General features: G+C 69.8%; 13 protein-coding genes. 8 read left to right on the plus strand and 5 right to left on the minus strand.

Annotated features, from left to right (window positions below):
• The first annotated feature begins 196 nt into the window (after positions 1–196).
• Complete coding sequence (locus ACFY7H_RS29345) at positions 197–475, plus strand: hypothetical protein (RefSeq protein ID WP_388944085.1); 279 nt, start codon at positions 197–199, stop codon at positions 473–475.
• 103 nt (positions 476–578) lie between these two features.
• Positions 579–902 (plus strand): hypothetical protein, encoded by a 324-nt coding sequence (locus ACFY7H_RS29350; protein WP_388944087.1) that lies wholly within the window; start codon positions 579–581, stop codon positions 900–902.
• A 9-nt stretch (positions 903–911) separates the two neighbouring features.
• Here the strand turns inward: ACFY7H_RS29350 and ACFY7H_RS29355 are convergent, their stop codons facing one another.
• Together ACFY7H_RS29355 and ACFY7H_RS29360 are read right to left on the minus strand one after the other, a co-directional pair.
• A complete protein-coding gene (locus tag ACFY7H_RS29355; protein WP_388944089.1) occupies positions 912–2,507 on the minus strand; it encodes an ISL3 family transposase in 1,596 nt (531 codons plus the stop codon).
• A 53-nt stretch (positions 2,508–2,560) separates the two neighbouring features.
• A complete protein-coding gene (locus ACFY7H_RS29360) occupies positions 2,561–2,719 on the minus strand; it encodes a hypothetical protein (protein WP_388944356.1) in 159 nt (52 codons plus the stop codon).
• Between the two features lie 767 nt (positions 2,720–3,486).
• Between ACFY7H_RS29360 and ACFY7H_RS29365 the strand changes: the two genes are divergently transcribed.
• A complete protein-coding gene (locus ACFY7H_RS29365; RefSeq protein WP_388944092.1) occupies positions 3,487–3,927 on the plus strand; it encodes a hypothetical protein in 441 nt (146 codons plus the stop codon).
• A 230-nt stretch (positions 3,928–4,157) separates the two neighbouring features.
• Here the strand turns inward: ACFY7H_RS29365 and ACFY7H_RS29370 are convergent, their stop codons facing one another.
• Together ACFY7H_RS29370 and ACFY7H_RS29375 are read right to left on the minus strand one after the other, a co-directional pair.
• Positions 4,158–4,589 carry a hypothetical protein gene (locus ACFY7H_RS29370; RefSeq protein ID WP_388944095.1) on the minus strand — a complete coding sequence of 144 codons (432 nt, stop codon included), beginning with the start codon at positions 4,587–4,589 and terminating at the stop codon, positions 4,158–4,160.
• 383 nt (positions 4,590–4,972) lie between these two features.
• On the minus strand, positions 4,973–5,737 hold the full coding sequence (locus ACFY7H_RS29375) for a TIGR02391 family protein (protein ID WP_388944333.1): 765 nt from the start codon (positions 5,735–5,737) through the stop codon (positions 4,973–4,975).
• A 239-nt stretch (positions 5,738–5,976) separates the two neighbouring features.
• Between ACFY7H_RS29375 and ACFY7H_RS29380 the strand changes: the two genes are divergently transcribed.
• Positions 5,977–6,531 carry a DUF6233 domain-containing protein gene (locus ACFY7H_RS29380; RefSeq protein ID WP_388944097.1) on the plus strand — a complete coding sequence of 185 codons (555 nt, stop codon included), beginning with the start codon at positions 5,977–5,979 and terminating at the stop codon, positions 6,529–6,531.
• Here ACFY7H_RS29380 and ACFY7H_RS29385 read toward each other — a convergent pair.
• A complete protein-coding gene (locus ACFY7H_RS29385; protein ID WP_388944359.1) occupies positions 6,470–6,682 on the minus strand; it encodes a hypothetical protein in 213 nt (70 codons plus the stop codon). The genes ACFY7H_RS29380 and ACFY7H_RS29385 overlap by 62 nt on opposite strands.
• 1,340 nt (positions 6,683–8,022) lie before the next feature.
• Here ACFY7H_RS29385 and ACFY7H_RS29390 point away from each other — a divergent pair.
• The 4 genes from ACFY7H_RS29390 (at position 8,023) to ACFY7H_RS29405 (ending at position 13,442) form a co-directional block, all read left to right on the plus strand.
• Entirely contained in the window at positions 8,023–9,840 is a 1,818-nt protein-coding gene (locus tag ACFY7H_RS29390; RefSeq protein WP_388944098.1) for a tetratricopeptide repeat protein, read from the plus strand.
• Between the two features lie 1,975 nt (positions 9,841–11,815).
• Complete coding sequence (locus ACFY7H_RS29395; RefSeq protein WP_388944100.1) at positions 11,816–12,097, plus strand: hypothetical protein; 282 nt, start codon at positions 11,816–11,818, stop codon at positions 12,095–12,097.
• On the plus strand, positions 12,051–12,575 hold the full coding sequence (locus tag ACFY7H_RS29400) for a DUF6879 family protein (protein WP_388944103.1): 525 nt from the start codon (positions 12,051–12,053) through the stop codon (positions 12,573–12,575). Before ACFY7H_RS29395 ends, ACFY7H_RS29400 begins: the two co-directional genes overlap by 47 nt.
• 18 nt (positions 12,576–12,593) lie before the next feature.
• The gene (locus tag ACFY7H_RS29405; protein WP_388944106.1) at positions 12,594–13,442 is read left to right on the plus strand and encodes a helix-turn-helix domain-containing protein; all 849 of its coding nucleotides are present in this window, start codon (positions 12,594–12,596) and stop codon (positions 13,440–13,442) included.
• Positions 13,443–13,486: the final 44 nt, after the last annotated feature.

Raw genomic sequence — 13,486 nt, forward strand, 5'->3', positions numbered from 1 at the left:
CCCCGTTAGGACGATTTTCGGGCGACCTCGTCAGCCATCCAACGACGAGCAACAGTCACGCTGCGTACGCGGCCACAAGAAGTGGACCAGAGCCGAAACGGTTCTGGTCCACTTTCCGTGGAGGCTCACCGATCGTGATGTCAGCGGTGTGTGATGGGATGGCCGGACTCTGCCGTTGATCTACAGGGAGACCGTCGTGACGTCTTCGTACCCGTCCCTGACTCGTGCCTTGGCCGAGGCTTTGGTCGATGTCCTGTGGTTCATCGAGGGCAGCGAGGACGAGCAGATGGATCAGGACGATGCGGTCAAGGTCATGGAGGGCGTCGCCCACGTGGTCAGTACGCTGTCGGGTGATCAGCAGCAGGAGCTGATCGCCCTGCTCGGGGCGATGGCAGCTGCCGAGACCAACCCCGCTCGCCGCGAGTTCCTGGAGGAGTTCCCGGTGGGCTTCGGGCTTATCGACGATCTGTCCTGAAGGGTCTCGGCTTGCCGCGCAAGGCCGGCACAAACTCGTGCTGCGGCGGCTGATCCTCCACCCAGACTCGTCACCATGAACTCGACGATGTTGGATGGGCGGCATGGTGAGACGCAAGAAGGAGAAGAAGAAGCGGTCCGGCTGGGGCATTCCGAAGGGGATCTTCCTGTTTGCGACGCCGGAGGGGTGGCGCACCAGCGTCCTCACCGAAAGCGGAAATCTCTGCGGACGGCTGGACGTCCCGATCAACACCGGCCCGCAAGACGCGCGGGCTGCGGCGGCGGTGATGGTGACGGAACTCGCGCGCGACTTCCACGACACCGAGGTGGAGGTGAGCTGGGAGCCGCCCCAGGAGCCTTGGTCATGGACCGCCCAGGTCACCCTCGCCGCCGAAAATGACTCACCTTCGCCGAACGCCGAAGACTGAACAGCAAGCTCAGGAGTAGAGCAGAACGCGCTTGCGGAGGAGTTCGAAGCTTGCTCGGCCGAACACCTGGCGTTTCAGCATCTTGATCCGGTTGACGTGGCCTTCGACGACTCCGGAATTCCACGGCTGCGTGAGACCGGCAGTGACGGCGTCGAGGTCGCGCTCCCGATGCCGGGCGAATCGCTGGAGGCTGGGCAGGTCGGCGGTCGTCACGGCTTCGATCCAGGCCGGCAGGTGGTGGCCTTGCAGCTGGGTGAGCATGTGTGCGAAGGAGCGCACGTGCTCGGCGAGTGCGTCGAGTTCGGGACAGTTGGCCAGCACGGCCTTGAGCCGGAGCCGGCCGCTCTCGGCCAGGGGGTCGGGGCGGGTGAGGATCCAGCGGGTGACGGCGCGGGCGGATGGCGGCCGAGGGCCGACCGGTTGGGGCTTGCCGCGTAGGTTCCGGCTGACGTAGGCGCGGACGTTGCCGTAGCCGTCCGGATAGCCCTGTGCCTTGATCTCCTCCCACAGTTTCCAGGCGTTGGTGCAGCCCTCCTGCCATCGCTGGTCGAGGTAGGGCTTGAAGGCATCGAGCTTGGTGGGGCGGCTTTGCCACTGGCCGGTGAACAATTGCTCTGGCTCGGTGGCGCGGGAGAATCGGAGAACGGTGTTGAGGCCCATGCCGAGCTGCCGGGCGATGGACCGTTTGCTGTGACCGGCGGCCAGCAGGGCGTGGACGGTTGCGTGCTTGGCGCGGGTGCGTTCGGCGAACCGGTGGCCCGTCGGCCATGGCGAGGCCGTGGGCGACTCCGGCGCCTGGTCTGGCTCCTGCGGCGACTCAGGCGCGGGCCGGAGGCAGGCGCGGTGCCGGTAGACGCACTTCTCGGCGGCTTCGCCGAGGTTGTGCCAGAGGTGCCATCGGTCGGCGACCTGGAGGGCTTGAGGGGCGCCGCGGGTGGCGCCCTCGGCGTAGAAGAGGGCGCGGTCCCGGCAAATGATCTCGATCCCGGGTCGCTCGGACAGCCAGGCCGCGAGGGTGTCCGCCTCCCGGTCCGGCAGGAGGTCCACCGGTCGGCGTGTCTCGACGTCAACGAGGACGGTTCCGTAGATCCGGCCCTTGCGCTGAGCGTATTCGTCGACGCCGAGCACGCGGGGCGTGGCGGCAGGCGGATCCGGCAGCGAGGCGATCAGCCTCAGCAGCGTGTTTCGGCTGACTCGAACTCCGAAGGCGTCCGACATTCGGGCGCCGGCCCGTCCCGCGAGCGCGAGACCGACCGAGACGAGCGTCGATCGCAGCCGTTCCGTCCGGCGAGCGAATCGACGGGTGAGGCCGGGCACCTGCTCGGCAAACGTCTTACGCAGGCAGGAGCCCTCCGCGCAGACGAACCGGCGCACCCGCAACGACATGACGACGAGCTTGCCCGACGTGGGTAGATCTCGGGGAAAGCGCAGGTAAGAGCCGTGTAATCGGCTCGACCAGCACCCACAGCCTGGACAGGCCGCCCGCCTGGTCGTGGACCTGGCCTCCACTCTTACGACAGCGTCAGTCACGTCGACCGACTCCACCGACATGTTCTCCACCGCCCCGAACAGCAGCTCTTCCAGCTGCGGTCGCACGTTGTTCACGGCGCAGAACTGTCGACGCCATCACCCTCGGGCAGGTCGGTTTTCGGGCGATGTCACCCGCCGTCGAACGACGACCAATCGTCACGCTGCGTACGACCACAAGAAATGGGCCAGAACCCGTTCTCGTGGACAAAGCCATGCACCACCTCCTGAGGGGGCCAGCCGGTCACGTCGAGCAGCATGCCGTCCAAGGCGCCGCCCACCAGCACCACGTAGTCATGACCCAGCCTGGGGCCCGGCTCCGGATCATCCGGCTCCGACCCATACACACGCCGGTCCCACCACACACGAGCGTGACGCTCCCCGAGCGGGCGCCAGGAGTGTTGCGGGCCGGCTCGGTGCTGGGCAGCGGCAGGGCGGGCATCTGCGGTGTCGCAGGTGCTGCCCGCCGTCGTAGATGTGCAGGGTGAACGTCTCGGGCCCGGGGCGGCCCGCCTCGTCGTACGCGGACAGCACGGCCTCGACCCGTTCCCACAGCCGCACGGGGCCGCTCTCGCGCGCCTCCCACCGGTCCTCGACGGGGTGAGGGTGGCGGCGGAGCCGGTGACGACGTCGACCAGGTGCACCACTTCGCCGACGGTCGTCATCTGGGCGTCCGGGACGGCGCTCTGTGCGAGGAATCGCAGGTGGAACGCTTCCTCGGGCGCGGCCGTGATCCGCTGCGGGCGGTGCCGGGCCGCCCGGCCCTTCTCCGGGAGGTCTGCGGCCCAGTGGACGGGGTTGCCGAAGATCGGGGCCGCGTGCGTGCGGGCGGACATGAACGACACCGTGCCGGGAAGGAGCCGGCCCTCGGCCGTGCCGTCGCCGTTCACGGTCAGCAGGACGCGCGCGTACCCGTATAGCCAGCCCGACAGGGTGAGCAGGATCTTCCCGACCGGGCCTCCCAGGGCCGGGACAGCAGGCACCAAGGCTCGGGCAGCGCCGGGGCGGCGGCGGCCGCCTGTGGCGGCGGCCGCACCGCCGGGCTTATGGTCAGGCCGTGCGATACGAGTCGAGCGGCCCAGAGACTCACAGCGGGGCGGTCAGCTGGGATAACGGTACCGGGCTCATCGGGATAGACCGGCCAGAGGAAGTCGACGCCGCCTTCGGTCGCGGCGAACCCCACGTCGGTGCTGCCGTCATCGGCCTGGCCCTGAACCACCCCGACCCCGAAGTGATCCTGCCGCGCGTTGCCCGCGCGCTCGGCGCGGAATCCCAAGAACTGCGCCGACAGGGCACGGTGGCCCTCGCCCATGTGGCCCGGCTGCACCACACGGTCGATCAAGAGTGCCTGGCGTTGCTGCGCAGCCGGCCACGCGGCAACGAGGCCGACGACGACCTGTGGACGTTCGTCCCCCACCGGCACCTGCCCTGGTGGCTCTGGCGCCACCATCTCAAGGAGCAAACCAAGTGGCGTCTCTGGCGGCGCTGGCGGAACTGAGCAGACTGGAAATGTCGGGCCAGAGACGGATCCGCCGGAACCGGAGCGGATGGCGGAATACCGCATGGTCACGGCCCTGTCAGCACCGACCTCCGCCGCCACCTCCGCAGGGACCAGCACCACGTCCAGGACGTCCCTGCTCCCCCACGCCGAGATGAAGGACCCCGGCGGGGGCCGCCCTGGCCGACGGCGAACCGGGACGGCCCGTCAGCGCTGCCCGGCCCGTGCGTTCAGCGCGCTTTGTCAGCACCTGTCGTCATGACGCTGTTGCCGTGCGGGGGTTCGTAGGAGTGCCGGGCGGCGTCCAGTACGCCCTGCCCTGCCACCTGCTGGCCCGGGGCGTTGGTTGTCCGGACCACGGCCAGGGCGGGTACGCCGTCGGGGCCGGGGAGTTCGACGACCTGGTGGTCGAGGCTGCCTGTGATCATCACCGCGAGCAGGGCGAGGTACTCGCGCTGCAGGTCCGGGCTGAAACCTTCATCCCCCGGCATCACTACCAGAGCCTGATGGCCCTGGGCGAGAAGCCCGCAGGTCTCCTGCACGGCCCGGACAACAGCCTCAAACCGCGGAGGGGACAGCCGGGCGCGCGCCATCTCCAGGTATAAGTCCAGTACATCGGCTCCGCCGGCCTCTTCCCGGCCGCCCGCATCACGTTCGATCACTAGCACCAGCTCTCCCTACCCCTGACCATTCACAGCCCGCTCTCCCGCACAGCACAGAGGCCAGGGGTGCTGGCTGGACAGCGCACACCAAGCCGCCCGCCCGCCCCTCCCGGACCGCGCCGCCCACGAGCGGCGCGCGAGCGCGGGCCGGCAGGTGTAGGCGGCCCGGTGGTACTGCTCCCAGCATGCCGGGCACCGGGCCTCACCCGTACACGCCCTATCGGCACGGGCTACCCGCACCCTACGGGCGCGGGCCCGGGCCCGTAGGGCCAGCTGCGTCCTAGCGCAACCGTGCAGACAACCCTCCAGCTCCCTCCCGGTGCAACCCTCTCGGCCGCCGTGGCGGCGGCCCAGTCGGCGGCTGTGCCGTGACACGTTAGGTGTCACCTGGACACGACTTCTGTCACCGCGAGCGGCGGCGTACGGACCGCCGAAGTCGCGGGGCTGGTCGGTGCCGAAGATCCGGTGACAGAAGCCAGGCGGCGGCGACAACCACGCTGTCCCGTCAGTGACAACAAGCGTGACTCGCACGCTGTCGAGAACCAGGCCGTCGGGGACGCCCGGTGACAACTACCGCGTCCCGGCACAGCGGCTTCGGTGTCGGCCACGAGCAGGAACTGCGTCGGGTGGGCGGTGGCACCCCTGAACAATGTGGACGCGGCCGGGTTGGGTGCTGCTCTCGGGGCAGGGTGAGTCTGCGGGGCAAGGCCGCCCCCGCAGACCTCCCCGTGGCTACTGCGTGACGGTGCTGTCGTCGCAGTCGTCGACCCAGCCAGAAGACTCAGGGTGCCGAGCCGCTCAAAGGCGTCCTGGGCGGTCATCTCGTCGGTGCCGTGAGCGGAGGTGTTCCGGATGGTCATCTGCACTCCGGGCGCGAAGAACCTCAGGCCCGAGTTCATCGTCTTCACACTCTGGTTCGTCGGGTCACCGGGCCAGCGCAGGCGGGGCTCTCCCGTATTCGGTGGCGCTTCGGAGAATATCTGCTGCCAGAAGCTGGTGGCTGCCAGGTCGTGGCGGCCGGTGCGTTGCTGGACGTGGGCTATGAGGGCCTCCGCGGCAGGCGACGGCTTCCCTGTAGTGCTCGTTGCGCCACAGACGCGCAGCGGCGCCCCAGACCAAGGGGTGCATGTGTTCCACTCCGGAGACAGTGGGGGCCTCCGCCTCGGCTTTGAGGGCCATGGCCTCCAGACGTCCCAGGATCTGGTCGCACATCTCCAGGACGTTGTCTGCTTCGAGGAGGGGCTCGGGAGAGGTCATGGACGACCAGGCGGCGATCGGGTCGATCTTGCCGTGCCCTTCGACGTAAATATAGGCGCCCGTGAGGCTGGGGGCGTAGGCGGTCCGGCCGGCTGCAAGGGCCACCTTGGAGCGCAGGTCCTTGATCTCTATGGGGTCGGCGCCATCCCGGGGGATCTCAGCCGGTTGCCAGGCCGCGGGCGAAGTGGTGGTTGGTCACGTGGTGCTGGAAGCCCGGCTGGGGAACTGGCGGGCCGTACGGGCGTGGCTGAGCTGGCAGCAGAAGCTGGCGGAGCGGGCGATCAGCGAGCTGGAGGCGGAACTGGCTGCCGAGGCGGCCCGCCGGCCCCCGCCTCCGCCGCCGGACTGGAAACTCGAATCCATCCGGACCGGGAGCGGGCCGAAGGCACTGCGTGTCCACGTCGGGGATTGTGCGGTGAGCGGCGGCAAACCCCTCGGCCGTGAGGAGGCCCGCCGGCTCCGGCTCACCGGGCGCCGCAGGGCGCGGTCGAGGAGCGGGTCCCGGCCGTTCGCCTGCGGCGCGGCCGGCTTGCTCGAGGGCCTCCGCCACCGCGATCCGGTCGCGCACCGCAGCAGGGGCGTGCGCTGCCGCAGCCACCAGGAGGTCGCCGAGCGCGGCCACATCACCCGCACTCTCGGCACGGGCCGGAGCGGGACAAGGCGGCGGCGTCGCGCAGCCGGTTGAGGAAGTCGGTGTCGTCTCCGGCAAGCGCGGCCGCGGTGCGGACGGTGCGCTGGAGAGGCTGGCGGGCGGTCTCCAGCAGGCCGCGCTGGTCCGCTTTCGCCAACTCCTCCGTCGAGGGGCGGCGCACCGCGGTGCGGTCCTGCGGCGACATCGGCGTCAGGCCCCAGCGGGCCTCGAAAACGGGCGGTGGTGTGCATCGCGAGGATGTCCCCGCGCAGCCGGGGCCGGCGGCCGTCGACCCGGGCGAGGGTCGCAACGAGGTGGCCCGTCCTGAGTGTTCCTTCTTGTGGGGGTTCGCTTCGCTGGACGTGGTGCAGAACTTGAGGACAGGTCCGTCGGAGTTGAGGACGGTTGGGTGGTGAGCGTCTAGCCTGCGGACAGGGGCCGGGGAAGGGCTGCCGCGTAAACGGCGGCAGGAGGATTCAGGGGCTGGCGATGGCAGGACTTTCGGTGGGGGCTCGGTGGGCTGTGCGGGGGGCGGTGGTGGTCGCCGCTGCCGTCGTGGTGGGTCTGCTGGTGGTTCTGGTCGTAATCGATCTTGATGCGAGCGACAAGGTAGCCAGCCTCGTAGGTGCCGTTCTGGCGGGCGCGGGGCTGGTGGTCGCGGTGCTCTCTCTTCTGCGGGACAGCGCTCCACCGGTCGGGCGGGAGGTGCGTGCTGGGCAGGGTGGTGTGGCAGCCGGCGGAAACATCACCGGCAGCGCCCTGGGCACGAACTCCCGCGTGAGCATGCGGACTCCCGTGGCGGGGGCACCGGGCGGAGCCAGTCCGGTCACTCCTACGCCAGGGAATGGGAGTGCGGTCGCGGATCCTGGTGGGATCGCGGCAGGGGGCGATATCAGCGGCAGCGCTCTCGGCGACAGCAGTCAAGTCCAATGACGCCGATTTGGCCGTGGAAAGGGCGCAAGAGAGTGCCCGCTGCGGAGGGTCATACGGATCCTTTCGCAAGTTCCGCCAGAAAGGCTGGTGACCTGCCACCGCCAGAGCGGGTACCTCCGCTCGGGTCGGTTGTCGCAGGCCAGTACGGGGTTGCGGCCGGGGGCGGCATCAACGGCAGCGCCCTGGGAGCCGGCAGCTCCGTCGTCCATGTTCATCTTCCTCCTGTGGCAGCGGTGGTGTCGTGGCCGCTGCTGGTGGGGGCGCTACCCCTGCTCGCTTCCTCTTTTCAGCCACGTCCTGAGTTGCGAGCGGCCATCGATGAGGCGCGGCGTGCAGGGGAGGACGGTTTGCCAGCGCAGGTCTTGTCCGGGGGCGGGGGCGTCGGCAAGTCCCAGCTCGCCGCCTCCTATGCCCGCGAGGCGACCTGCGCTGGCACAGATCTTGTCCTGTGGGTGAGCGCCTCGGATGTCCAGCAGGTCATCGCTCTGTACGCCCACACAGCACAGCTCGTCCAGGCCCCCGGCGCCCTGGGCACAGACGTTGAGGCCGATGCGCAGGCATTCCTCGGGTGGCTTGCCACGACCTCGCGCACGTGGTTGGTCGTCCTGGACGATGACGGACCCGGGGAGACTCGCCCCGTGGTGGCCCGCGGTACATTCCGGGGCGGGGTGGGTCCTGGCCACCAGCCGACTGAAGGATGGCCGGCTGACGGGCCAGGGCCGCCGGAAGGTCGACATCGACGTCTACTCTCCTGCCGAGGCGATCGCCTACATAGAAGACCGGCTCGCCGCCGACGCTCTCACGCACCTCCTCGACGGCTCTCAAGAGCTGCTCGCAGAAGAGCTGGGCTTCCTTCCGCTCGCGCTCGGGCACGCAGTCGCCTACCTGATCAGCCAACAGATGACCTGCGCTGACTACCTTGCACTGCTCCAGGACCGGGAGCGGAACCTGGCCGAGATACTGCCCGACTGGGCGGATACCGAAAATTATGGCCGCCAGGTCACTGCTGCTCTGCTGCTCTCCCTTGCCGCGGCCGAAGCCGACTCCCCTCGCGGGCTTGCCCTACCCGTACTGCGCCTCACCGCACTCCTTGACCCCGCCGGACAGCCGGCCACCCTCTGGGAGAGCTACCCCGTACTGAGCCGTCTCGCCGAGCGCGACGAGAACGAGCATGGGCCATCGGAGCCGGTCTCCGCAGTTCACTTGCGTCAGAGCCTTCAGATTCTGAACCGCTACGCGCTCATCACCTACGACTCGAAGAGCACCGGCCAAGAGATCCGGATTCATGCTCTGACTGCCCGCGCAGTACAGGAGAACACCCCCCATACCTTGCAGTACCACCTCGCGCGGACCGCTGCTGACGCTCTCCTCGCCATCTGGTCCGACGGGCCTGGGCCCGGACACGAGAGCTCCGCAGTTTTGCGCGCCAACACCGTTACTCTCGTCCGTCACGCCGGCCAGCACCTTTGGGAGGGCGAGCCCCACAGGTTGCTGTTCCATGCCGGCAGAAGCATGGTCTCCAGCGGTCTGTTCCAGTCCGCCCTCGCTCACTGGAAGGAACTGCTCGCGGTCACCGAGGAGACGCGCGGGCCGGAGCACCCCGACACGCTCAATGCGCGCACCGCCCTTGCTTACACGTACGACCTTCTCGGCCACTACGACAAGGCCCAGCTGCTGGGAGAACAGAATCTCGCTGACTTCATCCGCCTGCACGGTGCCGATGACGCCGGCACCGATACGGCGCGCGCCTTCCTCGCTCTCACTTACTGCCACCTCGGCGAATACGGCACAGCTCTCCGGCTGGAGGAGCAGGTCCTGGCAGCGCGCATCCGCGTCTACGGCGACGACCACCTCGAGACCCACTGGGCGCGTGCCAACCTCGCCGTCACCTATAACCAACTCGGTCGGCACCACGATGCCCTTCCACAGTGCGAACACGTTCTCGCCGCACGCATCCGCACCCTTGGTGAGGACCACCCTGATACCCACTTGGCCCGCAGCAACCTTGCTGCCACCTACAGAAACCTCGGGTGCCACAACGAAGCGCTCCCGCTGTGCGAACAGGTCTTGACCGACTACATCCGAATTCATGGCGCAGACCATCTCGACACGCATCTGGCACGAGCCAACCTCGCTGGCACTTACCGCCAGCTTGGCCGCCACCATGAGGCTCTGCTGCTGGAAGAACGAGTCCTTGCAGCGCGCATCCGCCTGCTCGGCGACGACCACCCCGACACGCACCGGGCCCGCGCCAACCTCGCTGCCACTTACAACGACCTCGGCCGCCACCAGGACGCCCTGCCACTGGCCGATCGAGCCCTCGCCGGGCGATTGTGCCTCCTCGGAGAGGATCACCCGCACACCGTCCGCGCCCGGGCCCTCCTCGCGGCCACCCATCGCTTCCTCGGCCTTTCCGACCCGGAGGCGTAGGGTCACCCGTACCAGCAAGATGCTCCTGACCGGCAGGCCGATGACGGACTGGACGCCACCGAAGAGTGGTGCCCCGCGCGGGCCTCTTTCCGCCCCACGGTCAGCCGTGGTCGGTGAGAGCGCGGCGGCCGCCGTCCGGACGCCGCTGCGATCGCCGCGGTCCTGCGCACCCGGGTCTTCCGGCCGGCCCAAGTCCTTGGTGTGGTCGCAGAGCTGCCCTGCCCTGCTGCGGTGACGGGGGCGGGCCGCCGGCGCGGCCGCCACCAGATCCGCGAATCGGACCCCGACGAGCCTTGCCGACAACGACCCGGGACGGTGGCCGTCAGCGCGGTCCGGCCGGTGCGCAGCGCGCTTTGTCAGCACCTGTCACGACGGTGTTGCCGTTCGGGGGTTCGCGGTCCTGGCCGGACATCGCACACCCAGCCGCCCGCCCTCTCCCCGCCCGGACGCGCGGCCCACGCGCTGCGCCGCGCGCGAGCGCGCGGGCCGGCAGCAACGCCCGGCTCCGCACCCCTGGCCGGGGCCGCCGCCTGCTGCCGGTACGCGGCCAGGGCCCCGGCGCCGCGCCGATGGGGGATGGGCAGTCAGGAGCAGGGCCTCGGCGCCTCGCGGGTGGGCGGCGGCGCGCTGCTCGATGGCGCCGGCATTGTCCTGGGTGGGGGTGCGGGCGGCGGTGGCCGGGTCCAGGGGGCAGCTCCTCGCTCGCCGGTCACGCTGCGGGCCCGCGGCCCGCCTCGCGGACCGCGGACCGCGTGCTGCTCTCCTACCTACCGGGGCAGGCTCTGACCGCGGGCGGGCACCGCCTGCTGCCGGTGCGCGGCTACGGTCGGCCCGGGCCGGCGCCGCCTGCCCGGGCGCGGTCCCGGCCGGGCTGGTGGCGGAGCGGGAGATGGCAGCTGTCGGGAAGAGGCGGACCCGGGACGCGAGCGCAGCCGGGGTGGAGGGCGGTGTCATCAGGGAGTGCAGGGTCGCGTCCACGCGCCGCCCTGCCGTGGTGAACGGGTCGTCCTGCCTGGTGGTGTCGGTCTGGAAGTGGGCCAGGTGCGCACCGAGGATTGCGGGGCCCGCCCTGGTCACGGATCTGGTCCATGCGGTGGGCTGGCAGGGGCGACTGGCGGGAGCCAACCAGGAGATGCGCCTGGTCCTTAACGGCGCTGACGAGCGTGGCCTGCGCGAACTGGCTGACACCAAGCTGCTCCAGCGCCTTCACGCGGTCACCGAGTTCCAGGTCCCGGGGCACGCTCAGCCCCTCGATCAGCGGGCCCCAGGAACGCTTCGCATCCGTACTCGCAGGCGGCGTCTACGCGTCGACGGCCTCCCGCACGGGTGCAACAGCAGGGACGGGGGCGGGAGCGGGAGCAAGGCCCGGAGCTGGGGGGGGCGGGAGCCGGAGCCGGGGCAGGAGCAGCAGCGGGTGCGGGTACGCGTCCCGCCGCAGGCCCCACGCCACAGGTCGCCACCGGAACTGCCCATGCGCGGGGCCAGAACCTCCCCGCCAGGGGGCGCGGCAGCAACAGCGGCCGGGGCGCCGGGCACCAAGGCCAGGGCAGCGCCGGGTGCCGGAGCCGAGGCAGCGCCGGGAGCCTTGGCGGCGGCCGCAGTGGTGACAGCAGCGACGGTCTGGTCGCCGCCCGCTCCGGCGGCGTGCGCGATCCGGCCGCCGGTGCGGCGCTCTGCTGGGCCAGGCGGTGATGAATCCGCCTGAGCCACGCGGCTCCTGTGAACAGCACCTGGTTCTCAGAAGGCGTTGACGCTGAACCACGCCGTCGGAGGGCTTCCACAGCAGCAGATCGGCCGAGCGAGCGGTGCGCGGGAGCAGCCAACTCCCGCGTCGGCACGAGCCCGCCTCTGGCACCGGACGACCCCACCGCAGCGCGCAGATCGGGCCAATCTGGTTCGCTGCCTTGACCGCCACGGTGCGCTCGACCAGCGTCGTCCGCAAGCACCCGCAACTGCCTGGACAGGGGAGATCGTCATGACGCTACGGTTCGTCGGGATAGACCCCAACACCGGCGGTGGTGGGTCGCCAACCGTCTGGGTCGACGAGGAGCAGCAGGAAATCGTGATCCAGGGGTGGGACCTCGACCCCGCCCGTATGGCCGAGGTCGCGTCGACGGAGTGGGTCATGGGACACACCGTCGGCATCCCCAAGGGCGAGACCCCGGTTCGTGTCCCGTTCCGGTTCATTCCGATCTTGAGGGAGGCATGTGATGTCGCAGAACGCTCCGGACTTCGCCGCGCTGATGAGGCAGGCTGAGCACAGTGCCGTTCACCTGGAGATGCGCGACAGTTACGGAGTCGGCGATGAAGCCGAGGAGTTCGCGGAGTTCAAGCGCACGGGCCACGTTGACCTCGACCCCACCGCCCGGTGGTGGCCGGAGTGGCTCGGGATCGTCCGCGACACGGTGGGCCGCGGGGTGGTGATGAGGCGGGCCCGGATCGTCTCGGAGCCCGTCACCGACTACATCCGGTGGGAGCACGCCGTCACGCCCATGAACATCGAAGCCGGTGAACAGGTCCGCTGGCTGCCTCGCCACAGGGCGTCGGACATCGCGCTGCCGGGGAACGACCTGTGGCTGATCGACCGCCGCCTGGTGATGTTTCACTGGTGGACCGGTGACGGCGACTGGGCCGGTCATGAGTTCAGCGAGGAGCCCGCCGTGGTGAAGATGGTCTGCGACGCGTTCGAGACGGTGTGGGAGCGTGCCACCCCTCACGACCAGTACGCCGTCTGACCGCCGGCCCACCGCCTTATGCCCGCATCACCTTCCTCCAGTGCCCAGGCCGCCCGCGAAGCCCTCGCCGTGCGGCTGACGCACCTGCGCCGGGACGCCGGCCTCAGCGGCAAGGAACTTTCCTCCCGCTGCGGCTGGCATCCGGCCAAGACCACCCGCATCCAGAAGGGCGAGGCCGCGCCCTCGGACACGGACATCAGGGCCTGGCGCTCCGCCTGTGACGCCGAGGAACAGGCGGCAGACCTCATCGCCACCGCCCGCGCGGTCGACTCGATGTACGTCGAATGGCGACGACGGCACCGCGACGGCATGCGCCGCACGCAGGAGGACTTCAACGCCCGGCACGCGCGAACCCGGATGTGCCGCGTCTACGTGTCCAACGTGGTGCCCGGCTTCCTCCAGACACCCGCGTACGCCACCGCCCTGATGCAGTCCATCACCGACTTCCAGGGCACCCCAAATGATGTGAGCGAGGCCGTCGCCGCCCGCGTCGCCCGCTCCCGCTACCTCTACGAAGGCGGGCACCGGTTCGTGCTCGTCATCGAGGAATGCGTGCTGCGGTACCTGCAGGGCGACCATCAGACCATGGCAGCACAGCTTCGGCACCTGCTCACCGTGATGCCGCTCGCCTCCCTCTCGCTGGGCGTCATACCCTTCACCTCGCGGCGCACCATGTGGCCGCTGGAGGCGTTCTACGCCTACGACGAGCGTCTCGTGGTCGTCGAGACGCTCACCGCCGAGATCGACGTCAGCCAGCCCCGCGAGATCGCCGATTACCTCAAGGCGTTCAACGAACTGCGGGACCTGGCCGTCTACGGGCGCCAGGCCCGGGCCCTGATCGACTCCGCGCTGAGCGCGCTCGGGTGAGTTTCCGCAATTCGCCGCAACTTTGTTGAGCCGACTCCTGCGGC

Source organism: Streptomyces sp. NPDC012794 (assembly GCF_042901085.1).
Lineage (GTDB): Bacteria > Actinomycetota > Actinomycetes > Streptomycetales > Streptomycetaceae > Streptomyces.